This window comes from Pedobacter frigidisoli (assembly GCF_004331675.1).
Lineage (GTDB): Bacteria > Bacteroidota > Bacteroidia > Sphingobacteriales > Sphingobacteriaceae > Pedobacter > Pedobacter frigidisoli.
This window is the reverse complement of the sequence record NZ_SJSN01000004.1, coordinates 211,519-233,059: the sequence shown is the minus strand read 5'-3', so window position 1 is coordinate 233,059 and position 21,541 is coordinate 211,519. Positions and strand designations below refer to the sequence as shown.

Below are 21,541 nucleotides of genomic sequence, written 5' to 3'. Positions count from 1 at the left end.
ATAGTATACATTTGTGCTATAACCATATATAAATGAAAAAAATTTTATTGAGCGTATTACTCTCTGTTCCACTTTGGGTTTTAGGACAGGGTTTTCAGGTTAATTTACAAGGACAGAAACAAATTGGAATGGCTGGTGCAGGATCTGCATTGCCGTTAGATGAGGCTTCTGTATTTTACAATCCTGGAGCAGTAACTTTCTTAGAAAAGAACTCCATTTCAGCAGGCGTAAACCCACTGCTTTTCAAATCAGCTTTTAAACAGTCAGGATCAAACATCACAGAAGATGTAAAAAATAAAATAGCACCTCCATTTGAGTTTTATGCAGTTTGGGGACCAAAGTCTAACAAATGGAAATTGGGATTAGGTGTTTACACGCCATTTGGTGGATTGGTAGATTGGGGTGATAATTGGTCCGGCAAATACGCTTTAACATCATTAAATCTTAAGGCAATTTATTTTCAACCAACTTTAAGTATTAAGATTACTGATCGTATTGGCATTGGAGCAGGCTTCGTTTACAACCATGGAGATGTAAATCTTCAAAGAGCACTTCCTGTTAACTTTCCTGATGGACGCTCTGGCCATGTAACTTTAGATGGAACCGGAACGGGATATGGATGGAATGCTGGTTTATACATTAAAACATTAAGCAATATTTCGTTTGCAATTGTTCACAAATCAAAAGTGATTACAAAATTAGATGGTGGAAGTGCAGAGTTTGATGTTCCAAATTCATTAAGAACATCTTTTCCAGCGGGTAATACATTTAATGCTGAATTGCCATTGCCTTCAACAACAACCTTGGGTGTTGGAATTCCGTTATCAAAAAGTACTACCTTAGCATTTGATGCAAGTTGGGTACAGTGGCATATTTATCAAGATCTTTCTTTTGATTATGCTACAAATACTTCTGCATTAGCTGATACAAAATCAGCCCGTAATTATCGTGATGGTTCTTCATTTAAGTTAGGTGTTAATCACCAAGCATCTGATAAGTTAGCTTTAAGAGCTGGTATTGGTTATGCTTTTTCACCTGTGCAGGATGGTTATGTAACGCCAGAAGCGCCAGATGCTGATCGCTATATCTTAAGTGCTGGTGTTGGTTATGCGCCAACTAGTCATTTCGAGGTGAATGCTTCGTTCTTTTTTGAGGATGTAAAATCACGCAAGCAAAAAAATCTAGAGACTGGCTTAGATGGTACATTTAAAACTTTAGTTTATGCACCAGGTCTTTCGTTAACTTATAAATGGTAAGAGAAATTACAATGAAAAAATATATATTAAATAGCATTGTCGCTGCTACCATTTTATTCGCAGCTTCTTGTAAACCAGAAATTGAAACACCTGCGGGTACAACCGCGGGAAACGCAAATTTTAGTAAATATATTGCAGTAGGTAACTCATTAACATCTGGTTTTGCCGATGGGGGTTTATATTTAGAGGGGCAACAAGTAGCCTATCCTAATTTAATTGCTGCAAAAATGGCTACAGTTGGAGGTGGTGCATTTACTTCTCCATTTTTTACTGAAGCACAGTCTAATGGCTCTGGATATCTTAAATTATCGGCTCTGGTTAATGGTTCACCTACCTTAACTAATGTTACGGATAAATTAGCTTACCGCGATGCAGCCATGCATTTGGCGAAGTATACAGGGGAATTGCAAAACTTAGGCATTCCGGGTATGCGTGTTGATTTAGCTTTTGCAGCTCCTTATGGTGCAGCTAATCCTTATATGGAAAGATTGTTAACCGATTCACAAGTTGGAACGGTAAGTTATTTCCAGTTTATTCAGGGTAGAAACCATACTTTCTTTTCATTATGGTTGGGTAATAACGATGCATTGGGATGGGCAACTAATGGTGGTGTAACAACTGACGCAACGAACGTTCTAACTGATAAATCTACTTTTGCCTTATTGTATTCTAATTTGGTAAATGCCTTAACTGCTGGCGGACAAAAAGGTGTAGTTGGAACCATTCCCGATGTAACTGCTATTCCTTATTTTAACACCGTAACGGTGGCTGCTTTATTAAATGCAGCGAAAGCAATTAACCCAGCTGCTGCAGCAATTTATATTCAAACGAGCACTGGTGCACCAAGAATAGCAACAGCGGAAGATCTAATTCGTTTGCCATTTCAATCATCAGGTTTATTTGGAGTTCCAAATGCTTTAGGTTATCCTTACGGTTTAGATCCGCGTAATCCTATTGCAAATAACTGGGTATTGGATAAAGATGAAATTGTAAAAGTTAAGGATTTCGTAAACAGTTACAATAGCAGCATTAAATCTCTAGCAACAAGCAAGGGATTGGCTATTGCAGATACCTATACTTATCTAAATCAAGTTAAAGCCGGTATTGCAATACAAGGTGTAAATATTAATTCAGCATTTATAACTGGTGGAGCTTTTTCTTTGGATGGCGTTCACTTAACCCCACGAGGAAATGCCGTTATTGGAAATGTATTTATTGATGCGATTAATTCTACTTATGTATCGACTATTCCAACAATAGATATTAGTCAATATAGAGGAGTTAAATTTCCTAATTAGTTATATTCTTCTTCAATGAAAAAGGGTTTCGACAATTAATGTCGAAACCCTTTTTTATGTAAGCTGCTCTTCAATAAATTTTATAATACTTGTCTTTTCATTAGGTTCGAACCAATTTATTTCCTCATCTCTTCTAAACCAAGTGAGCTGACGTTTGGCAAATCGACGTGTGTTTTGTTTGATCGAATTAATCGCATCTTCCAAGGATATTTTATCTTCCAAATAATCGAAGATTTCACTGTATCCAACGGTATTTAATGCGTTATATTTTCGAAATTCCTGCAGTAATTTTACTTCCTCTAAAAGTCCGTCAGCAATCATTTGATCGACACGTTTATTAATTCTATCGTATAAAATTTTACGATCGGTATTTAAGCCAACTTTAATAATATTAAAAGGCCTAACTTTTTTGGTGGCCGATAGCATTGATGACAGTTTCTTTCCAAGGGATAAGTAAACTTCCAATCCTCTAATCATCCTTTGAGGGTTATTCTGGTCTACTTTAGCAAAGTACTCTGGGTCCAGTTCTGAAAGTTGCTTTTGAATAGGAGCCAAGCCCTCCTCTTCAAATTGTTTATTTAACTTCTCTCGGATAGATAAATCAATATTTGGCATTTCATCCAATCCATTAATTAGTGCATTAACATATAAACCTGAGCCGCCAACCATGATTGCTATTTCATGGTCTTCGAAAATTTGATTCAATGTTTTTAACCCTTCAAGTTCAAAATCTCCAGTGCTAAATAGTTGGGTTACAGAATGAGAATTAATGAAGTGGTGTTTGGCTTCAGAAAGTTCTTCGGCACTTGGTTTAGCTGTGCCAATTTCCATTTCCTTAAAAAATTGTCGAGAATCTGCAGAGATAATTTCTGTCCCAAAATATTGAGCCAATTGAATAGCCAATGCTGTTTTTCCGATAGCAGTTGGGCCAACAATCGATATTAAGGTTTTTGGATGTAGCATAGTTGTGTATAAAATAAAAGCTGCCAAATTTAAGTATTTGGCAGCTTTCTTATTGGTAGTGTTGTTTTATAGACTAGTAATCGTCTTTATGACTATCCTCTTCGAAGTTGTCGCCATCAGAAAATTCATCACCAAATTCGTCGCTTTCACTCTCTTCATCCTCGTCTGCCTCTGATTCGTTAATTCCCATTTCTCCCATTGCTTCCAATTCATCTGTATCTTCTGGAATAAAGTTCAGTTCGTTTAGGAAATCAAATTCGCTTGCTGCTGCCACTGCGGCAATATCTGTTGCTCCAACAGAATTTTTATCTATTATTCTAGGCGCTTCACCACTGCTTTTAGCCAAAAATGGATATTCGATATTTGGATCAGGATCTAAAACGATTTTCACCAACTCTACATGAAACTCGTAAGGGCGATCAAAATTATAGATGTAGTAAAATTTTTGGTGAGGATCTTCTATAAAACCACTCAGCTTAGAATTTTCCATTAACACTACTCGATCTTTTTTACGCTCACTTGGCAAATAGGCAATCTCATCGCCCTTTAACCAATTATCTGTACTCACGTAAAAAGAAGAAGATTTTTCGGCATTATAACCTGTAGATTTATGAATAGCCTTATGCAGGTCTTCAAATGTTTGGTTTGATTTAATGTCGATCTCTCTCACAACATCATCAAAATCTTCGAAAGTAATTCTAAACTTGTAAATAGCCATTATTGTATTTTGGAATCGTAAAAATAAAGTTAATTTATTTTACCACAACATCATCAGTCATAAAATATGGCAATAAGATAATGTTTTGGCAATTAAATTATTTATTAACAGGATTTAATCCCATTTGTTTTGCTTGATTTAGCATAAAATTAAACGCCTCATTATAATCATTTGTGATCTCTCCTTCGAGAATAGCCTCACGGATTGCATTTTTAATTAAGCCCACTTCTTTACCGGCATCTAACCCAAATGTTTCCATAATATCATTGCCCGAAATAGGAGGTTGCCAGTTTCTAATTTTATCGCGTTCTTCTACATCCTTGAGTTTTTGTTTAACAAGCTCAAAGTTGTTTCTGTATTTTGTTTTTTTGTATTCGTTTTTGGTTGTTACATCTGCATTGCAAAGCATCATTAAGCTTTCAATTTCTTCTCCAGCATCAAAAAGTAATCGTCTAACGGCAGAATCGGTAACTACTTCTTGGGCCAAAACGATGGGGCGTAAATGAAGCTGCACCAATTTTTGAACATACTTCATTTTCTCATTTAGCGGCAGTTTAAGCTGAGTGAAAATTTTGGGAACCATTCTAGCTCCACGATCCTCATGCCCGTGGAATGTCCACCCGTGCCCTTCTTCAAAACGTTTAGTTGCTGGTTTTGCAATATCATGAAGTATTGCCGCCCAACGTAACCATAAATCATTTGTATCGGCGCAAATGTTATCCAAAACTTCCAATGTATGATAAAAATTATCTTTATGTCCTTTTCCTTTTATAATCTCGACTCCATAAAGCTGAGCCATTTGAGGGAAAATGATATGTAGTAAGCCAGTATTGAATAAATGTATAAATCCGATGGATGGTTTATGTGATAAGATAATTTTATTCATCTCATCAGTAATTCTTTCTTTTGAAACAATGCTAATGCGATGTTTTTGAGTTTTTATTGCGTTTAAAGCTGCATCATCAATATGGAAATTTAATTGTGATGCAAAACGAATTGCTCTCATCATCCGCAATGGATCATCAGAAAAAGTAATTTCCGGATCGAGTGGCGTACGAATAAGTTTATTTTCTAAATCCTTGATGCCATCGAACGGATCTAAAAGTTCTCCAAATTGATTCGCATTGAGATTAATCGCCAACGCATTGATGGTGAAATCTCGGCGAAGTTGATCGTCTTCCAGTGTGCCATCTTCTACAATTGGTTTACGTGAATCTGAGCGATACGATTCTCTTCTTGCACCAACAAATTCTACTTCTAAGTCGTGATATTTAATATTAGCAGTACCGAAATTTTTAAAAATCGCAACTTTTGTATTCAATTTTTTTGCAACAGCCTCAGCATAACTAATTCCGCTACCCACAACAACAACATCAATATCTTTAGATGGTCGTTTCAAGAATAAATCACGAACAAAACCTCCGATAACATAAGCCTCTATTTGGTTTTTATCTGCGATAGCGCTTAATGTTTTAAAAATTGGATTTTGTAGGTGACCGCTTAAATCTCCTAAAGGAGATTTTTCACTTCCATCGCTTGAATTAGATTGCATAAGTAAAGTTAATTTTCAAAAATACGAAAAACATTTTTGAGTATAGCGAATAGCTTTAAAAGCATTTTATCGCTCCAATATTTTTACTTGCGAATAAACTCAAACTGGCCGCTTGCTGACAATTTCATAATGGTTGATGGTTTTTTAATACTTCGATTTTCTTGTTCGAAATCGACAACATAATCAACAGCATCGATAATTTCTGGATCAATATCATCAAAAAATTTTGGGGAGGCATTTCCGCTCAAATTTGCCGAAGTAGATACTATGGGCTTTCTGAAACGCTGAATTAATGGAGTACAAAAATCATGTTTAACAATTCTAATTCCAACACTACCATCTGCATTTATAACATTGTGCGCCAAATTTTTTGCTCCAGAGAAAATAATGGTTAAAGGATGCTCAGCATATTCGATTAGGTCGTAAGCAACATCAGGAATTTCTGCAACGTAGCTTTGCAGCTTGCTATCCACATCTAATAGTACAATGAGGCTTTTTTCAGCAGGACGATTTTTAATATTTAATAATTTTTCTACCGCATCAGGATTGGTCGCATCGCAACCTAAGCCCCAAATGGTATCGGTAGGGTATAAGATCACACCACCAGATTTTAGAATTTCGAAAGCCTTATTAATTTCATCTCTTAGCATGTTACAAAGGTAATTCTTTAATCAATATGTTAAATGTTGTAAAAGTTCAATTATTTAACATTTGGCTAAAAACAAACTGAATTTCCTTGCGTTTTTAGGTTAACAATCTGATTGTAAAAATTTTAGCGTAGGTTTTATTTTGATATTCAAAATCGTTATATTTATTACAGGTTATTTAGATAAACAACGCACAATGAAAACAGCAAAGAAATTATTAATGTTATTTACGGTTGTAATAGCATTAGCAGGGTGTTCAACCCTCCGCACCGCTTCAGATTATGATAAAAATGTAGATATGAGCGGCTACAAAACCTATAACTTTTACGATAAGGGCATTGCAAGGGTAAAGCTTAATAATCTTGATAAAAGAAGATTAATGGCAGCTGTTGAATCGGAAATGAATGCAAAGGGATTTACCAAATCAGATAAGCCAGATTTATTGGTGAATTTGGTTGTAGTGGCTAGAGAAAAAACTGACATTTATGGTCCTGGTTACTACGGTGGCTGGGGTTGGGGTGGAGGCTGGGGCTGGCGAGGTGGTTGGGGAGGCTGGGGCGGACCTAGCTATGTTAACCAATACATTGAGGGCACCATTATTATCGATTTCTTAGATCCAGCTAAAAAGATTTTATTCTGGCATGGAAGAGGATCAGGATTTAATTTAGACAGTTTCAACAAAAGAGAAGAGCGCATGTACACTGGTGTAAAAGAGATTTTGGCACAATATCCACCGAATGTTACTGCTGCTAAATAGTTAGTATTAGCTTAAAATATTTCTGTAGCAATTCATTAATTGCTGCGTTACCAAAGGGCTGTTGAATTTTTGAACAAATTCCAGCCCTTTTTCTTTCATCTCTTTTTGCAGTGATGGGTTGTTTAGAATTTTATTAAGGGCTGCTGTCAAACCGTCAACATCAGTTGGATTTACATACAAACTCTTCGGGCCACCAGCTTCTTCCAAGCATGAACCTGTAGCCGCAATCACGGGGATTTGGGAAAACAAAGCTTCGATAATTGGGATACCAAAACCCTCATAAAATGATGGATAAGCAAATACTTTAGCCATTTGATAAATCCCTGGCAAATCGGCAAAAGGAATGTTTTGTAAGAATACAATTCTACTTCTTAGTCCGAGTTTTTCGATTTCTTTTTCAACTGTTTTAAAGTATGAAGCTTGCTTTCCAATCACTACAAGCTTATATTCTTCAGCAACACCTTTTAACGCTTGAACCAATAATTTAAGGTTTTTACGTTCTTCAATTGTACCAACATTTAATATGTAATGATCAGGAAGTTTATAGGTTGCACGAATTCTACTTAGCGTAGTTTGAGGGAAAGGCGTTTTAAAACTGTCGTCGCAACTTTGGTAAATTACCTCAATCTTATCAGGATCTGTCCCGTAAAATTCTACGATGTCTGCTTTAGTTTTTTCGCTGATGGCAATAATTTTATCGGCTCTTTTGCAAGCAGATTTGCATTTCCAATCATATATTTTCCGATCTATAAATTTATAATATCGTGGAAAACGAAGGAATATTAAATCATGAATGGTTACCACAGATTTAATTCTGGAATGCTGTATGGCGAATGGAATTTCATGACTTAAGCCATGATAAATTTTAACTTCATCACTGGCTAAATCTTTTAAAATGTTTAAACTTCTCCAAAGGAAATTTCCATTTTGAGGGAGTTTAAATTCGATATTTGACTTTTTGAAAAAAGTATCGATCTGCTTAGCCGATTTAACTTTTGAAGCATAAACGAAGTATTCGTTTTCTGGAAATTGATCTGCTAAATGTTCAATTAAAGACCGACTGTAGTTGCCTAAGCCCGTTAGGTTATTTGCTGCTCTTTTGCCATCGAAGCCAATTATTAGCGGAAAGTCTAAAGCCGAAAGACCAAAGCTTGATTGATCAAGTTCTAGACTTTCGGCTTTTTGAATTTGCTTTTCGCTTTCAGCTTTCACCTTTTTGCTTTCAGCTTATACTGCTACATTGTTTTCTCTTAACGCATCGTTAAGGGAGGTTTTCTTATCTGTACTTTCTTTGCGTTTACCAATAATTAAAGCACATGGAACTTGGAAATCTCCAGCAGGAAATTTCTTTGTGTAACTACCGGGAATCACTACAGAACGAGCAGGAACATATCCTTTATATTCTACAGGAGTTGGTCCAGTTACGTCAATAATTTTTGTTGATGCTGTTAAAACTACGTTTGCACCTAAAACAACTTCTCTCTCTAATTTTACACCTTCTACTACAATCGCTCTTGATCCTAAAAAGCAATCATCCTCTATAATAACTGGAGCAGCTTGAACGGGTTCTAAAACACCGCCAATACCAACACCACCACTTAAATGAACACGTTTACCAATCTGTGCACAAGATCCTACAGTTGCCCAAGTATCTACCATTGTACCTTCATCAACATAAGCGCCAATGTTTACGTACGATGGCATCATGATTACGCCTTTAGCTAAAAACGAACCATAACGAGCACTTGCCATTGGCACCACGCGAACGCCGGTTGCTTTGTAGTCAGTTTTTAATTCCATTTTATCGTGATAAACAAATGGTCCGCTTTTGATTTCTTTCATCTCGCGAATCGGGAAATACAAAATTACCGCTTTCTTTACCCACTCATTAATGCCCCAAGAGTTTAAAACAGGTTCTGCAACACGAATTTCACCTTTATCTAATCCTTGAATTACAGTTTCAATGGCTTCGCAATAGTTGCTATATTTTAAAAGGGATCTATCTTCCCAAGCGGCTTCAATTAATTTCTTTAAATCTGAATACATGATGTTTTTAAATTTTACGCAAAATAAATCAATTTTTACTTATTAAGTGGTTAATTGATTAAATTGTTTTGTACAAGGGTTACTGGTTGCTGTTTAAATTGATTAACAATTGGAAAAAAGCCTAAGCAATTAACCGATTTATCAGTTTAAACAGTTAACCTAATTATGTACTTTTGATGTTTATGGGAGAAACAGAAAAACTTAGAATTGATAAATATTTGTGGGCGATTAGGCTGTTTAAAACTAGGAGTTTGGCTACCGATGCCTGTAAAGCTGGAAGAATAAAACTTAAGGGGCAAAACATAAAACCCTCGGCAATAGTAAAAATTGGAGATGTTTATCAAGTATCAAAAGGGATAGAAAAGAAGATTATCGAAGTTGTAGAATTCTCTTATAATAGAACTGATTCGCCAACTGCCTTAACGAAATATAAGGACTTAACCCCTGTTGAAGAGACGCATGCCTTTAAATCTGCATTTCATGCTCCAAGCTTAAAACGTGATAGGGGAACCGGTCGCCCAACCAAAAAAGATAGAAGAGAAACCGACGATTTAATTGGCGGAATGTTTGAGGAAGATTAATCAGTAGGCAGTTGTTTGTCTTCAGTTTCCTGTTTACTTATAACTGCATATTGCAAATTGAAATGCCTCATTCTATAGCTCATCATTGCTGTTTTGCCCAGTTTTTCAATCAATTTATAATTCGCAACAGCACCAACAGCTGCACCCACAAAAGGAAGCATTTGTGCTAATTTTGCCAGGTCAATATAATCTCGATATTGTTGTTGAAAGGTAAGCCAATCAAACTCATCGATATTTGTTGGCAACTGATGCGCTGTGTTGTCCCAATCCTGCATTTTTATAAACACATTTTTGCTTTCTTCCTTGCTAGAAAAAGCCAACTGAAAAATGTGAAGCATAAATAAGCGTTCACGGTAATCCTTAACTTCATAACCATAAATTGCTGCGATATCAAAAAGCATTTTCATTTTTATGCCGAGTAATAATGGGAAATCTGCCAAGCTCATTAAGAAACCGCCGGCTCCAGTAATTCCACCTTCGACTGCACCAGTTTTTTTATAGTTTTCGATTTTCTTTTTTACCAATGCTTCGCGATGCATTAAAGTTAAATCGATAATTGGTTCGGAGGTGGTAAAAGTTGATCCGAAAAGTACAGCTTTTACCATTTGCTTTATTGCTACAGTAATTGCGTTATGGACTTTATCGGGTATGTAGCTATTTATTTTTTTCTGAACCTTGTCGGTAACCTTACTAAAAAGTGATGGTTTTTGTAAGATCTTAAATCTCCAAAAGTCCATCTCACTCGTTATTTTTTGTTCGTAAGTCATAGCCCTTTTTTATATCAGACGTTTGCTTAACCTCATTTGTTTCAAAAGCAAACTAATATTGTATTCGCATAGGTGAGGTTTCCCAAAGTTTAAAAGCCTCGATGGCCTCGTCTCTCATCATTTGCACTACGGGTAAAGTCCTTTTCTCCATTGGTTTATCTAGCTCCTCGTAAATAAATTGATCATCGAAACCAATTTTCGCAGCATCTGCTTTGGTATTGGCATAATAAATGGTTTTAATCCGCGACCAATAAATTGCGCCCAAACACATTGGACATGGCTCGCAACTGGTGTAAATTACACAACCACTTAAATCGAAAGTATTTAATTCCTGGCAAGCCAATCGAATAGCCGAAACCTCAGCATGTGCCGTTGGGTCGTTAGTTGTAGTTACTTTATTTGCCGATTTAGCAATTAACTTACCGTCTTTTACAACCACCGCACCAAAAGGACCGCCAATGTTTTCGCTTACATTTTCTATAGATAGCGCAATGGCTATGCGCATAAATTCTTCGTGTTGATTTTCGTTTTCCATTGTAAATATTAAAGCAAAAAAAATGCCCCGATTAACGGGGCATTCTCATTATTTATTTTAATAAGATTATTTTTTGCTGTATTCAGCGTTTAATCCCTTAATAACTTCAGATGTAACATCTAAGCTTTCATCTGCAAATAAAATTGCACTGTTTGCTTTAGAATAAGTTAAAACCATCTTATAGCCTTTTTCTTTAGCATAACCTTTTAAATAGGTTGCAACTTTATCGTAAAGTTTTTCGTTTTCTGTAGCCTGCTCATTTTGCAAAGCACCACCAGCATTTTGTTGGTAGGTTTGTAATTCTTGTTGTTTACGAGCTAAACGTTCTTCGGTTGCCTTACGTTGATCTGCAGATAAAGTTTGTGCAGATTGTTGGTATTGAGCAACTTCTCTTTGAAATGCTTGTCCTTTAGCTTGCATATCTGATTGTGCATTTTTAGTTTTACCCTCAAATTTCACTTTAAGATCTTTAAAATATTCATACTTCGTTAACAAAGAATCAGAGTTAACGAATACAATTTTCTCTGCTGGAGAAACTGCGGCTGTAGTGCTATCTGTTTTTTTAGTTTCAGTTGTTTTAGCGTCTTTGTTTTGACATGCAGAAAAAGCTGTGATTAGTGCAGCTGATGCAAATAAACCAAAGGTTTTAAAGGTTCTTCTTTCCATTATTGTTTAATAAATTTCAGCAAAGATAAAAATGATAATTAAGTATGCAATAAATACTTTTGATGCGTAAACTTTTCGGTAATAATTGTTTATAAATAGTTTAACGAACTTTATATGCTTATTATTACTTGGAAAGCAATTGCAGCATTCCATTTTAAAGCTTATCCCGCCAACCGCTTTACTTCTCCCAAGAAAAATCGGGAGTCGTGCTCGCTTTTGTCGGGTTTAGGTGGCACAGCTTACCCAAAAATTTGCGGTTGCAGGGTGCAGAACTAGCCCAATGACTACTAGTTTTGTTAAATAAACCCGATGGAAATGGAAAGCGCCCGATTCTTCTTCGGGCCTTGTAATGCACAGCGGGACTAACAGTAAATTGAAACGCAGGTTTTGCTTTCCAAAACCTTATTTAAACTGCTTGTAATGCGTTTTATCTGCAAGTTACCAGCACCTCAAAACTTATCCACATATTAGTTTAATTGCCAAAATTTCCGTATTTTTGATCCTTATAGTTTTTAATTAAAATATGAGCGAAGAACAGGATTTAAAGTCAAATTATTCGGCAGATAATATACAGGTTTTAGAAGGTTTAGAAGCGGTGCGTAAGCGCCCTTCGATGTATATAGGTGATACTGGTGTAAAGGGTTTGCACCATTTGGTTTACGAGGTTGTAGATAACTCAATTGATGAGGCTTTGGCTGGTCATGCGGACACAATCGATGTAAGAATTTTAGAAGGAAACTCGATTAGGGTTGAAGATAACGGTCGTGGTATTCCAACCGGGATCAATACAAAAGAGAATAAATCGGCACTAGAAATCGTAATGACGGTTTTACACGCAGGTGGTAAGTTCGATAAAGATACTTACAAAGTTTCTGGTGGTTTACACGGTGTTGGGGTAAGTTGCGTTAACGCATTATCTACACATTTAACGGCTGAAGTTCACCGTGAAGGTAAAATTTGGATGCAGGAATATAACATTGGTAAGCCTTTATACGATGTAAAGGAAACTGGTGTAACGGATAAAAGAGGTACAATTGTAACTTTTACGCCAGATGCTACAATTTTTACACAGACGACTGAATATAAGTATGATACATTGGCTGGTCGTTTACGTGAATTGGCTTTTTTGAATAAGGGAATTAAATTAACGTTGACTGATGAGCGTGAAAAACTTGACGATGGAACTTACTTTTCTGAAGTTTTCCAATCTGAAGGTGGTTTAAAAGAGTTTGTTTCATTTTTGGATGGAACCCGTGCTTCTTTCTTGCCAGAGCCAATTTATATCGATGGTATTAAAAATGGTGTTCCGGTTGAGTTGGCTTTCCAATACAATGATAGCTATTCGGAAAATGTTCACTCTTATGTAAACAACATTAACACGCATGAAGGTGGAACACACATTGCAGGTTTCCGTAGGGGTTTAACCCGTACCTTAAAAAGTTATGCTGATAAATCTGGCTTGTTGAAAAACCTGAAAATGGAAATCACCGGCGATGACTTTAGAGAGGGTTTAACAGCTGTGGTTTCGGTTAAGGTTCAAGAACCTCAATTTGAAGGACAAACCAAAACGAAATTGGGTAATACCGAAGTTATGGGTGCGGTGGATATCGCCGTTGGTGAGGCATTGGGTGCTTATTTGGAAGAAAATCCGAAAGAAGCTAAAATGATCGTTAACAAAGTTATTTTGGCTGCAACTGCTCGTGCTGCTGCTCGTAAAGCTCGTGAAATGGTTCAGCGTAAGAGTGTAATGGGTGGTTCTGGCTTGCCAGGAAAACTAGCCGATTGCTCTGACAGTGATCCAGTAAAATGTGAAATTTACTTGGTAGAGGGAGATTCGGCAGGTGGAACTGCTAAACAAGGTCGTGATAGAAACATTCAAGCCATTTTGCCTTTAAAAGGTAAAATCTTGAACGTTGAAAAAGCGATGGAGCACAAAATCTACGAAAACGACGAGATAAAAAATATGTTCACGGCAATTGGTGTGAGCATTGGTACGCCAGAAGATGATAAGGCTTTAAACATGACGAAACTTCGTTATCATAAAATCGTTATTATGACGGATGCGGATATTGATGGTAGTCACATTACGACCTTGATTTTAACATTCTTCTATCGTTACATGAGGGCATTAATTGAGGCTGGTTATGTTTATATCGCATCGCCACCACTTTACCAAGTTAAAAAGGGTAAGGATTTTGAATACTGCTGGAATGATGTACAACGTGATGCGGCCGTACAACGCATTAAAGGAAACGGTAAGGAAGATAGTGTACACATACAACGTTATAAAGGTTTAGGTGAAATGAATGCTGAACAACTTTGGGATACTACACTGAATCCTGCAACGCGTACTTTATTACAGGCTACAATTGAAAGTGCTGCAGAATGCGACCATACTTTCTCTATGTTAATGGGCGATGAAGTTGCGCCACGTAGAGAATTTATTGAGCGTAACGCGAAATATGCGAAGATTGATGCTTAATTTGAGCTGGAAGCTCAGAAGATAAAAGTGAAATATGTAAACCCCACATCAAGTTAAAGACTTGAGGTGGGGTTTTTTTTGCATCGAAATTTATGATGTATTTTTCTTAGATTTATTTACACACAAATAAAATCAAAATGAAAAAGACACTCATTATCTTTTTGCTGCTGGCAGGCTCGAAGTTTGCCAGCGCACAGCACAAACCGCACAAGTTAAATCATGCTACAACAGTTTTAAAGGTTAGTAAACTCATAGCATCCGTAAAGGTAAATGCTAATGCTACTCCAGTCACTGTAGTCAAGAATGGAAACACAGCTTTAATTGTAAATTCAGATGGAACACATTCTACTGTAATTAATAACGGCAACACCTCTACTATTGTAAATTCGAACGGAACTCATTCTACTGTTATAGATAACGGAAATACAGCCATTATTGTAAATGCCAATGGAACACATTCTACAGTGATAAAAAATGGTAATACATCTACCATAGTTAATTCAAATGGTACACATTCTACTGTTATAAATAATGGAGCGACTTCTATAGTAGTTAATCCAGATGGTAGCCATTCGATAATGATAAATCAATAAAATAATCAAAAAAGGCCATTCTAAATTTTTCTCGAATGGCCTTTAGTCATCACTATAAATGCCATTAAAGCTTCTCTCCATCCAGAGAGAAGACTTGGCACTAACTAACTATTCCAAACAGAATAGAACTAAGAATTAAGGTTGCTACAGAATATAATAAGAGCCAACCGGCGCCAATTCTGTTTGAGGTTTGTCCTCGTAAGTCTTATTATCATCCAACATTTGGCAAAGGTCTCTTTCAATTGTTCTGCAAATTGTTGTTGTTGGAGTATCTGTAGGTTTGTTCTCAAATGGATCTTGAAGATGAACAGCCATTTTCTCAACCAATAAAAAGAATGCCGCTATCGCCACAACTAGTGGAATTTCCATGAATCCGAAATATTCTATCAAGCCAAAAGGCAATAAAACGATGAACAAATGGATAGACATATTGATGTACTTACTGTAGGTTACAGGGAAAACAGTATTCTTGATTCTTTCTGAGCCACCCATATGGTTACACAAACCTGTTAGGGTCTTATCAATTTCTATTTGTTGATATTTATTGATCCATCCCTCGTTCAATGCTTTTTTCAAATCCATTGCATGGAGCTCCAATATGGTCACGGTAACATTTTTTCGCCTTTTGATGAATGCAATTTCTTCTGCCGATACATATTCCTCTAATCCTTTTCGAGGGTTAAAACCGCGTAAAGATTGACTTAAGGCATAACACCAAGCAATTTGTCTTTTTATAAAGCGCTCCTTAAAAGCTTCCACCTCATCCAAATTGTAAGGGTTTTCTACGAAAGACAATATTTGGCGGGAGACGGTTCTGGAATCGTTAACTATGGAACCCCAAAGAATCCGAGCCTCCCACCATCTATCGTACGCTTGGTTAGAACGAAATGCCAGCAGAAGTGAAATTATTGTTCCTAATAATGCAGGTACCGCAACAGGAATGGAAATACGTGTAACATGAAAATTCTGATATAAAACTACAATACCAACTGAGTAGGCGATAACAAAAAGTAGTTCTTTTTTAATCTTTCCGAATATATAGGTGAGCGGAATATTATTTCGTAACAGCATGGTATAAATTTTTAATGTTGATTAATTAAGCATTTGCTTCTTGCAAAATTGCTTCCTGTATTTTTGTATCGATAAGGTTTTCAGATGAATGAACCGTCATGATGTTTAACTCCAACACCTCACAGCCACAACGGGCAGTTAAGAATTTTGGATCGATGCTGAATTTATTAATAGGTTTAAAAGTGTAGCCTTTTAAGTAAGCAACACATTCTACATCGAAAGCCTCAATAAAGTTTTTAAATGCTGCAACCGTACTACCATAGAAATATTCAATGCCAATTGTATTTATTTTAGCTGAGTATTTTGATTTAGATTGGTTAAGTTGCTGATAAAATTCATCGCTCACATTTTCGTAATCGCGGCTTCTGCGACTCAACATTAACATATCTGTAATAGAATCCGATAACTTAAAAGCATGTACAAAGATGATATTCAAAGTTTCATTTGGTTGGTTCTGAACAAGCGCATCGATAATTTTGGTACTTTCTAGATTAAAATCCGTTGGAATTAGTATTGTTTTCATGGCCTTATCTTGTTTAAATGATTTGATTAATTATTTATACAAGTTTAGCCCGATGTTATTACAGCGAAATAAGAGGGAGATTAAAATGAGATTAGAATTTACTTAATTAAAGAGCTTAAGGGAGTAATTCTGTGAGATTTTTTTGAAGCGCAAGGCTTATACGAAAAATTAAAATTAGTTCCTGTGTTCCGCTTGTACGCTTCGCTTCGTCATGCTTCCTTGCTGCAGGGTACCGCTGCACCCAGGGCTAGGTGGCCAATTAGTGCTTTCCTTAACGTTTGGGTGGCAAGCCGTTGTGCCTAAACCCGAGAGTAGCGAACATACCAATTTTTCATTGGTGTAAAGCGAATGGCGGGACTGTATAATCCTAAGAACTACCGAACCATTAATTTTCAAAAAAATAATGTAAAGATAAATTTAAACCTAGGGGAGTTTTGTGGGCAATAGAATCTTAATCTCGGTACCAATACCCTCTTGCGATTTTATGGCAATGCTGCCTCGATGTAATCGGATAATATTTAGGGATAGGGGCAAGCCGACACCATAACCCTTAAAATTATTGGTGTTAGACGCTCTATAAAAAGGCTCGAAAATGTGCTGGATATCAGTTTGAGGTATTCCAATGCCTTGATCGGTTATGGCAATTGACAACATATTGGCATTACTTTCTAAGCTAATCCTTACTAGTTTATCGTTCGAATATTTGCAGGCGTTACTTACGATGTTGGATATGGCAAGCTTAACTAGGTTTTTATTAACCCTTAAATTTAGCAGTTGATCATCTTCAGGAAGCTTATCGAAATCTATTTCAATTTTACTATCTGGGTGAACCTGATTAACAGAAGCTTTAATTTCCCAGAGTAACTCGTCCATTCTAACCAGTTCCCAAGGCTGATTTTTACCGTTGAAACCAGATTGCGCCAAGCCTAAAAGACTGGTTAAAATATGTTCTAAACGTTCGGCCTCATCTTTAATTTTTACTAGCGCAAGATGCTGTTTTTGAGCATCATCATTAGCTTTCATAGCCAGTTCTACTTCGCCGCTGATAATGGTCAATGGCGTTCGAAGTTCGTGAGAGGCATTGCTGATAAAATTATTTTGTGTTTCAAAAGCAGTTTCCAAGCGGTTAAGCATGTTGTTAAAGGTTTCTGCCAATTGAGACATTTCATCGCTACCTTTTTTAACATCTAAGCGCATGTGCAAATTTTCGGCCTTAATCTTTTTTACGCTTTTAATCACATTTCGTAAGGGTACCAGCATGTAATTGGAAAATTTCCATCCGACAACGAAAGATAAAATTACAGAAAGAAAGAAGCCGATAATTAAAATCTTCTGTAAATCCTTGAGTTCGCGAAAACCAAAAGGATCGTTAGCAGAAATAATTACGATATAGCCCTGCTTTTCGTTTTTGAAGAATTTACCGGCATAAAAATGGTTTTCTACACGGTAACGGGCTGTATATCCCGCTTTAATTCTGTTATAAAAGCTTGCAGGCAGTTCGCGATCAATACCATTTTTGGTGTTTCCAGCTTCAATTATAAATTCTCTTTCTGATGGAAGACGCTCTAAATATTGATTACGCATTTTGGCAATAACATCGTTATTATCATCTTCGTACAGCTTTATCTGGGCAGCAATGTTTACCCTAGCTTCTAATCTTTTATAGAAATCCTCGAATGCAAACTCATTAGAGAAGTACCAAACAAAACCACTTAACAAAGAAATAATTACTGCCGAAAGGATGGCAAAAAGCAAGGTAATTTTCTTGGCGATTCCCATTATTTATCTTTTAAAACGTAACCTAACCCAACTGCGGTATGAATAAGTTTCTGATCTGAGTTTTTATCGACTTTTTTACGGAGATAATTTACATAAACATCTACCACGTTGGTTCCGAGGTTGAAATCTATATCCCAAACGCTTTCTAAAATATCTATCCGAGAAAGGATTTTGCCTTTATTTTTGGCCATATACTCGAGTAAGCGATATTCTGTTGCCGTAAGTATTAATTCCTGCTGATTTCTGCTTACGGTTTTAGCACTCAGGTTGATTTGCAAATCTGCAACATTAATTACTTGATCTTGAGAGGATATTCCACTATATCGCCTTAGTAGCATTCTAATTCTGGCAAAAAGCTCAGCAAATTTAAATGGTTTTACGAGGTAATCATCAGCACCATTATCCAAGCCATTTACCACGTTTTCTGTTGTTCCGAGTGCGGTAAGCATTATAATTGGTGTATTGGCCTTTTGATCTTTAATGATTTTGCAAAGCTCTAAACCATTTATTCCAGGAAGCATAATATCGAGAATGATCAAATCGAATTGATTTTCTAGTGCCATTTTTTTACCGATTAAGCCATCGGGTGCAACACTAACGCTGAAACCCTCATCTGTTAAGCCTCTCGAAATTACGGAAACTACATTTGGCTCATCTTCTACGAGTAATAAGTTCATCTATGGCAAGTAATCTAAAAATTAGGGGAATACAAAATCTATATCCAATAGAAATCGCTTTTAATGATTTTTTAACGTAGTAAAGATACAATTGTTTGAGTGAGCTAAAAATGGGGACAAAAAAAAGCCACTCAACATATTTGAAAGGCTAATGAAGATTGAATTATTTTAATTTCCTTTCTCTGATTTCTCCTTTAATGATTTTAATCCGCTTTCGAAATCTTTGCCGATCATTTTGTCCATTCCACCCATTACGAGGCACATCCACTTACTGATGATGTTGTTTTCTCCGCTCATGGTCCAAGTTACTTTATTGGCGCTTCCTTCTGGGGTGATATCAAATTTTGTATCGGCTAAACTTTCGAAAGGTTCAATGAATTTCAACTCAACATCTACATTTTTATTTGGTGTTAATGATTTTATTTTCATGTAACCCGAACCTGTTTCCTTGCCTTTCCAATTATATTGATGACCAGGTGTGATGGGCGAGCCTGAAAAGCTAGTTTCGGCAGTTGGTTCCATTTTAGCCCAAGGATTCCATTTGTAGAATTCATTGAAATCTGCGATGTTTTTGTAGATAACGCTATCTGGTGCATTGATAGTAGTTGAACGACTTACTGAATAGGTTTTTGGGAGAAACATGGCGCCCACTAAAATAATTACCGCCAGTACGACAATAATACCGATAAAGACTTTTAAAAATTTCATATCTGATTTGTTTGGTTAATTAAATCTAATAAGAAACCAAGTGATATCAAAATGATTATTTAAATCAAGTTATGGTGTAGAAAGTTTTGGCCGCAGATTCGCAGATTAGATTTTTAGTTCTTATCGATTACGCGTTATGGTATGTTGCCGAGGTTTTAACCGCAGATTCGCAGATTAATATTTTTAATTAATACCTTACCAGTTAAAACCTGCGAATCTGCGGCTACATTATTGAAAATCTACAGCTACTTTACAGCTGCACGGTATTTATAATTTGTGGCTAATGCAGTTATTTATAAAGCCTTAAAATCATTTTATCATAATTGATAACGGCTCTATGTTTCATTAAAATGTCGCCGCCAAGGATACTTATAATAGGTGGATGTCCAAATTGCTGATAGGTTTCACTAACAGATTGCAGATCGAAAGCTACAGTTTCGTAGTTCTTAATTTTAAGCGGTCCGATTTTTATTTCGGGAATTGTTGCTTGTATTGTTGTAGTGGTGGTGAATAAGGTCGCTGCACTAATCTCGTCGGATACGTTTAACGTTTCGGAAAGATGCTGTTCTATTAACGATTTATCGAATACACTTCTCGATGCTCCAGTATCTAATACGGCGAAGTGCTTTTCCTTAAAAACAACAACTTCCACCAAAAGGTGGAAGCCATCGTCTTGTAAGTTTATCAGTTTTAATGGGATTGAAATTGATTTCATTTCATGTTTTTACCACCTAAGACATCTTAGGACACCTGAGTTGGGCGGTTAATGTTTATTGATGATAGAAATGGGTAGAAACCATAATACTAAGTTTCCCTCTCATTCGAGAGGGAAAGCACTATTTAAGTTTAACCAAAAATTTTAAAGGTTGAGGATTAGACCAATTTCATTTCTGCAAGCACGCTATTCATATTTCTAACGGCGTCGGCACTTTTATTAAATGCAGCTTGTTCCTCTTCAGTTAATTTAAAATCGATGATTTTTTCCCAACCGCTGCGGCCAATAATTACTGGAACACCTAAGCAAATATCTTCCTGTCCGTATTCTCCTTCTAATGAAACGCAGCAAGTAAATAGTTTCTTTTCGTCGCGTAAAATGGCTTCAACTAATGCAGCTCCAGCGGCACCCGGCGCATACCAAGCGGATGTTCCGATTAAACCGGTTAGTGTTGCGCCACCAACCATCGTATCGGCTGCAACTTTATCAAGCGTAGCTTTATCCAATAAATTACTTACTGGTAAACTTTGGTAAGTAGCTAAACGTGTCAACGGAATCATGGTGGTATCACCATGACCGCCAATTACAAATCCTTGTAAATCATTAGGATTGCAATCTAAAGCTTGTGATAAATAGAATTTAAATCGTGAGCTATCTAAGGTTCCACCCATACCAATGATGCGGTTTTTAGGCAAACCAAGAGATTTTAAGGCTAAGTAAGTCATAGTGTCCATTGGATTACTAATCACAATGAAGATTGCTTCTGGAGAGAATTTCAATATATTTTCGGCAACGCCTTTAACGATTCCAGCATTAATGCCGATTAAATCTTCACGCGTCATGCCGGGTTTACGGGGTAGGCCCGAAGTAATTACCACTACATCAGATCCGGCGGTTTTACTATAATCGCCCGTTACCCCAGTAATTTTTGTATCGAAGCCTAAAAGAGTAGCAGTTTGCATCATATCGATGGCTTTACCTTCGGCAAATCCCTCTTTAATATCCAATAGAACAAGTTCGTTTGCTAATTCTTTTCTGGCAATATTATCTGCACAGGTGGCACCAACTGCGCCTGCGCCCACAACCGTTACTTTCATATATTTTAATTTAAAGGTTTGCTATCGTTAAATATTAATCGAAGGTAGAAATAAATATAAGGTTTAATAATTCTTTTCAAAATTTATATGTAACCAGAAGCTATGCCATT

22 protein-coding genes are annotated in these 21,541 nt (G+C 36.4%); 6 read left to right on the top strand and 16 right to left on the bottom strand.

What is annotated here, in order from left to right:
* Positions 1 to 32: 32 nt before the first annotated feature.
* Together EZ449_RS06640 and EZ449_RS06635 are read left to right on the top strand one after the other, a co-directional pair.
* Positions 33 to 1,256 (top strand): OmpP1/FadL family transporter, encoded by a 1,224-nt coding sequence (locus tag EZ449_RS06640; protein ID WP_131557186.1) that lies wholly within the window; start codon positions 33 to 35, stop codon positions 1,254 to 1,256.
* Between the two features lie 11 nt (positions 1,257 to 1,267).
* On the top strand, positions 1,268 to 2,554 hold the full coding sequence (locus tag EZ449_RS06635; protein WP_131557185.1) for a G-D-S-L family lipolytic protein: 1,287 nt from the start codon (positions 1,268 to 1,270) through the stop codon (positions 2,552 to 2,554).
* Between the two features lie 54 nt (positions 2,555 to 2,608).
* Here the strand turns inward: EZ449_RS06635 and miaA are convergent, their stop codons facing one another.
* The 4 genes from miaA to EZ449_RS06615 form a co-directional block, all read right to left on the bottom strand.
* Entirely contained in the window at positions 2,609 to 3,517 is a 909-nt protein-coding gene (gene miaA / locus EZ449_RS06630) for a tRNA (adenosine(37)-N6)-dimethylallyltransferase MiaA (RefSeq protein ID WP_131557290.1), read from the bottom strand.
* A gap of 73 nt (positions 3,518 to 3,590) precedes the next feature.
* Positions 3,591 to 4,235 carry an IS1096 element passenger TnpR family protein gene (locus EZ449_RS06625; RefSeq protein WP_131557184.1) on the bottom strand — a complete coding sequence of 215 codons (645 nt, stop codon included), beginning with the start codon at positions 4,233 to 4,235 and terminating at the stop codon, positions 3,591 to 3,593.
* Between the two features lie 97 nt (positions 4,236 to 4,332).
* A complete protein-coding gene (locus EZ449_RS06620) occupies positions 4,333 to 5,787 on the bottom strand; it encodes a CCA tRNA nucleotidyltransferase (protein WP_131557183.1) in 1,455 nt (484 codons plus the stop codon).
* An 83-nt stretch (positions 5,788 to 5,870) separates the two neighbouring features.
* Positions 5,871 to 6,437 (bottom strand): L-threonylcarbamoyladenylate synthase, encoded by a 567-nt coding sequence (locus EZ449_RS06615; protein WP_131557182.1) that lies wholly within the window; start codon positions 6,435 to 6,437, stop codon positions 5,871 to 5,873.
* Positions 6,438 to 6,630: 193 nt separating this feature from the next.
* Here EZ449_RS06615 and EZ449_RS06610 point away from each other — a divergent pair, with 193 nt between their 5' ends.
* On the top strand, positions 6,631 to 7,191 hold the full coding sequence (locus EZ449_RS06610) for a DUF4136 domain-containing protein (protein WP_131557181.1): 561 nt from the start codon (positions 6,631 to 6,633) through the stop codon (positions 7,189 to 7,191).
* A 6-nt stretch (positions 7,192 to 7,197) separates the two neighbouring features.
* On the opposite strand, the gene EZ449_RS06605 is transcribed toward EZ449_RS06610, so the two are convergent.
* Both EZ449_RS06605 and EZ449_RS06600 read right to left on the bottom strand, forming a co-directional pair.
* Entirely contained in the window at positions 7,198 to 8,403 is a 1,206-nt protein-coding gene (locus EZ449_RS06605) for a glycosyltransferase family 4 protein (protein ID WP_131557180.1), read from the bottom strand.
* Between the two features lie 15 nt (positions 8,404 to 8,418).
* Complete coding sequence (locus EZ449_RS06600; RefSeq protein ID WP_205942954.1) at positions 8,419 to 9,237, bottom strand: 2,3,4,5-tetrahydropyridine-2,6-dicarboxylate N-succinyltransferase; 819 nt, start codon at positions 9,235 to 9,237, stop codon at positions 8,419 to 8,421.
* A gap of 182 nt (positions 9,238 to 9,419) precedes the next feature.
* Between EZ449_RS06600 and EZ449_RS06595 the strand changes: the two genes are divergently transcribed.
* Positions 9,420 to 9,818 (top strand): RNA-binding S4 domain-containing protein, encoded by a 399-nt coding sequence (locus tag EZ449_RS06595; RefSeq protein WP_131557178.1) that lies wholly within the window; start codon positions 9,420 to 9,422, stop codon positions 9,816 to 9,818.
* Here the strand turns inward: EZ449_RS06595 and EZ449_RS06590 are convergent.
* The 3 genes from EZ449_RS06590 to EZ449_RS06580 all read right to left on the bottom strand — a co-directional run bounded on the left by EZ449_RS06590 (position 9,815) and on the right by EZ449_RS06580 (position 11,786).
* Complete coding sequence (locus tag EZ449_RS06590) at positions 9,815 to 10,585, bottom strand: EcsC family protein (RefSeq protein WP_131557177.1); 771 nt, start codon at positions 10,583 to 10,585, stop codon at positions 9,815 to 9,817. The two genes, EZ449_RS06595 and EZ449_RS06590, sit on opposite strands and share 4 nt — an antisense overlap.
* A gap of 52 nt (positions 10,586 to 10,637) precedes the next feature.
* On the bottom strand, positions 10,638 to 11,120 hold the full coding sequence (locus EZ449_RS06585) for a nucleoside deaminase (protein ID WP_131557176.1): 483 nt from the start codon (positions 11,118 to 11,120) through the stop codon (positions 10,638 to 10,640).
* A gap of 66 nt (positions 11,121 to 11,186) precedes the next feature.
* Complete coding sequence (locus EZ449_RS06580) at positions 11,187 to 11,786, bottom strand: OmpH family outer membrane protein (protein WP_131557175.1); 600 nt, start codon at positions 11,784 to 11,786, stop codon at positions 11,187 to 11,189.
* Positions 11,787 to 12,309: 523 nt separating this feature from the next.
* Here EZ449_RS06580 and gyrB point away from each other — a divergent pair.
* Together gyrB and EZ449_RS06570 are read left to right on the top strand one after the other, a co-directional pair.
* Positions 12,310 to 14,268, top strand: a complete 1,959-nt coding sequence (gene gyrB / locus EZ449_RS06575) for a DNA topoisomerase (ATP-hydrolyzing) subunit B (protein ID WP_131557174.1) — start codon at positions 12,310 to 12,312, stop codon at positions 14,266 to 14,268.
* Positions 14,269 to 14,405: 137 nt separating this feature from the next.
* On the top strand, positions 14,406 to 14,861 hold the full coding sequence (locus tag EZ449_RS06570) for a hypothetical protein (protein ID WP_131557173.1): 456 nt from the start codon (positions 14,406 to 14,408) through the stop codon (positions 14,859 to 14,861).
* Positions 14,862 to 15,005: 144 nt separating this feature from the next.
* Here EZ449_RS06570 and EZ449_RS06565 read toward each other — a convergent pair whose 3' ends face one another.
* The 7 genes from EZ449_RS06565 to mdh all read right to left on the bottom strand — a co-directional run bounded on the left by EZ449_RS06565 (position 15,006) and on the right by mdh (position 21,431).
* On the bottom strand, positions 15,006 to 15,932 hold the full coding sequence (locus EZ449_RS06565; RefSeq protein WP_131557172.1) for a bestrophin family protein: 927 nt from the start codon (positions 15,930 to 15,932) through the stop codon (positions 15,006 to 15,008).
* Between the two features lie 25 nt (positions 15,933 to 15,957).
* Positions 15,958 to 16,455: a hypothetical protein gene (locus EZ449_RS06560; protein WP_131557171.1), complete on the bottom strand. Its 498-nt coding sequence runs from the start codon at positions 16,453 to 16,455 to the stop codon at positions 15,958 to 15,960.
* A 423-nt stretch (positions 16,456 to 16,878) separates the two neighbouring features.
* On the bottom strand, positions 16,879 to 18,234 hold the full coding sequence (locus EZ449_RS06555; protein ID WP_131557170.1) for a sensor histidine kinase: 1,356 nt from the start codon (positions 18,232 to 18,234) through the stop codon (positions 16,879 to 16,881).
* The gene (locus EZ449_RS06550; protein ID WP_131557169.1) at positions 18,234 to 18,911 is read right to left on the bottom strand and encodes a response regulator transcription factor; all 678 of its coding nucleotides are present in this window, start codon (positions 18,909 to 18,911) and stop codon (positions 18,234 to 18,236) included. The genes EZ449_RS06555 and EZ449_RS06550 overlap by 1 nt, the downstream gene beginning before the upstream one ends.
* A 168-nt stretch (positions 18,912 to 19,079) precedes the next feature.
* Positions 19,080 to 19,619, bottom strand: a complete 540-nt coding sequence (locus tag EZ449_RS06545) for an SRPBCC family protein (RefSeq protein ID WP_131557168.1) — start codon at positions 19,617 to 19,619, stop codon at positions 19,080 to 19,082.
* Positions 19,620 to 19,908: 289 nt separating this feature from the next.
* Positions 19,909 to 20,334: an aspartyl protease family protein gene (locus EZ449_RS06540; protein ID WP_131557167.1), complete on the bottom strand. Its 426-nt coding sequence runs from the start codon at positions 20,332 to 20,334 to the stop codon at positions 19,909 to 19,911.
* Between the two features lie 158 nt (positions 20,335 to 20,492).
* Positions 20,493 to 21,431, bottom strand: a complete 939-nt coding sequence (gene mdh / locus EZ449_RS06535; protein WP_131557166.1) for a malate dehydrogenase — start codon at positions 21,429 to 21,431, stop codon at positions 20,493 to 20,495.
* Between the last annotated feature and the right edge of the window lie 110 nt (positions 21,432 to 21,541).

Excerpts from the sequence above, each read along its gene's own strand:
- EZ449_RS06640 (WP_131557186.1), top strand. The coding sequence starts at position 33 with ATGAAAAAAATTTTATTGAGCGTATTACTCTCTGTTCCACTTTGGGTT.
- EZ449_RS06635 (WP_131557185.1), top strand. The coding sequence starts at position 1,268 with ATGAAAAAATATATATTAAATAGCATTGTCGCTGCTACCATTTTATTC.
- miaA (WP_131557290.1), bottom strand. The coding sequence starts at position 3,517 with ATGCTACATCCAAAAACCTTAATATCGATTGTTGGCCCAACTGCTATC.
- EZ449_RS06625 (WP_131557184.1), bottom strand. The coding sequence starts at position 4,235 with ATGGCTATTTACAAGTTTAGAATTACTTTCGAAGATTTTGATGATGTT.
- EZ449_RS06620 (WP_131557183.1), bottom strand. The coding sequence starts at position 5,787 with ATGCAATCTAATTCAAGCGATGGAAGTGAAAAATCTCCTTTAGGAGAT.
- EZ449_RS06615 (WP_131557182.1), bottom strand. The coding sequence starts at position 6,437 with ATGCTAAGAGATGAAATTAATAAGGCTTTCGAAATTCTAAAATCTGGT.
- EZ449_RS06610 (WP_131557181.1), top strand. The coding sequence starts at position 6,631 with ATGAAAACAGCAAAGAAATTATTAATGTTATTTACGGTTGTAATAGCA.
- EZ449_RS06600 (WP_205942954.1), bottom strand. The coding sequence starts at position 9,237 with ATGTATTCAGATTTAAAGAAATTAATTGAAGCCGCTTGGGAAGATAGA.
- EZ449_RS06595 (WP_131557178.1), top strand. The coding sequence starts at position 9,420 with ATGGGAGAAACAGAAAAACTTAGAATTGATAAATATTTGTGGGCGATT.
- EZ449_RS06590 (WP_131557177.1), bottom strand. The coding sequence starts at position 10,585 with ATGACTTACGAACAAAAAATAACGAGTGAGATGGACTTTTGGAGATTT.
- EZ449_RS06585 (WP_131557176.1), bottom strand. The coding sequence starts at position 11,120 with ATGGAAAACGAAAATCAACACGAAGAATTTATGCGCATAGCCATTGCG.
- EZ449_RS06580 (WP_131557175.1), bottom strand. The coding sequence starts at position 11,786 with ATGGAAAGAAGAACCTTTAAAACCTTTGGTTTATTTGCATCAGCTGCA.
- gyrB (WP_131557174.1), top strand. The coding sequence starts at position 12,310 with ATGAGCGAAGAACAGGATTTAAAGTCAAATTATTCGGCAGATAATATA.
- EZ449_RS06570 (WP_131557173.1), top strand. The coding sequence starts at position 14,406 with ATGAAAAAGACACTCATTATCTTTTTGCTGCTGGCAGGCTCGAAGTTT.
- EZ449_RS06565 (WP_131557172.1), bottom strand. The coding sequence starts at position 15,932 with ATGCTGTTACGAAATAATATTCCGCTCACCTATATATTCGGAAAGATT.
- EZ449_RS06560 (WP_131557171.1), bottom strand. The coding sequence starts at position 16,455 with ATGAAAACAATACTAATTCCAACGGATTTTAATCTAGAAAGTACCAAA.
- EZ449_RS06555 (WP_131557170.1), bottom strand. The coding sequence starts at position 18,234 with ATGGGAATCGCCAAGAAAATTACCTTGCTTTTTGCCATCCTTTCGGCA.
- EZ449_RS06550 (WP_131557169.1), bottom strand. The coding sequence starts at position 18,911 with ATGAACTTATTACTCGTAGAAGATGAGCCAAATGTAGTTTCCGTAATT.
- EZ449_RS06545 (WP_131557168.1), bottom strand. The coding sequence starts at position 19,619 with ATGAAATTTTTAAAAGTCTTTATCGGTATTATTGTCGTACTGGCGGTA.
- EZ449_RS06540 (WP_131557167.1), bottom strand. The coding sequence starts at position 20,334 with ATGAAATCAATTTCAATCCCATTAAAACTGATAAACTTACAAGACGAT.
- mdh (WP_131557166.1), bottom strand. The coding sequence starts at position 21,431 with ATGAAAGTAACGGTTGTGGGCGCAGGCGCAGTTGGTGCCACCTGTGCA.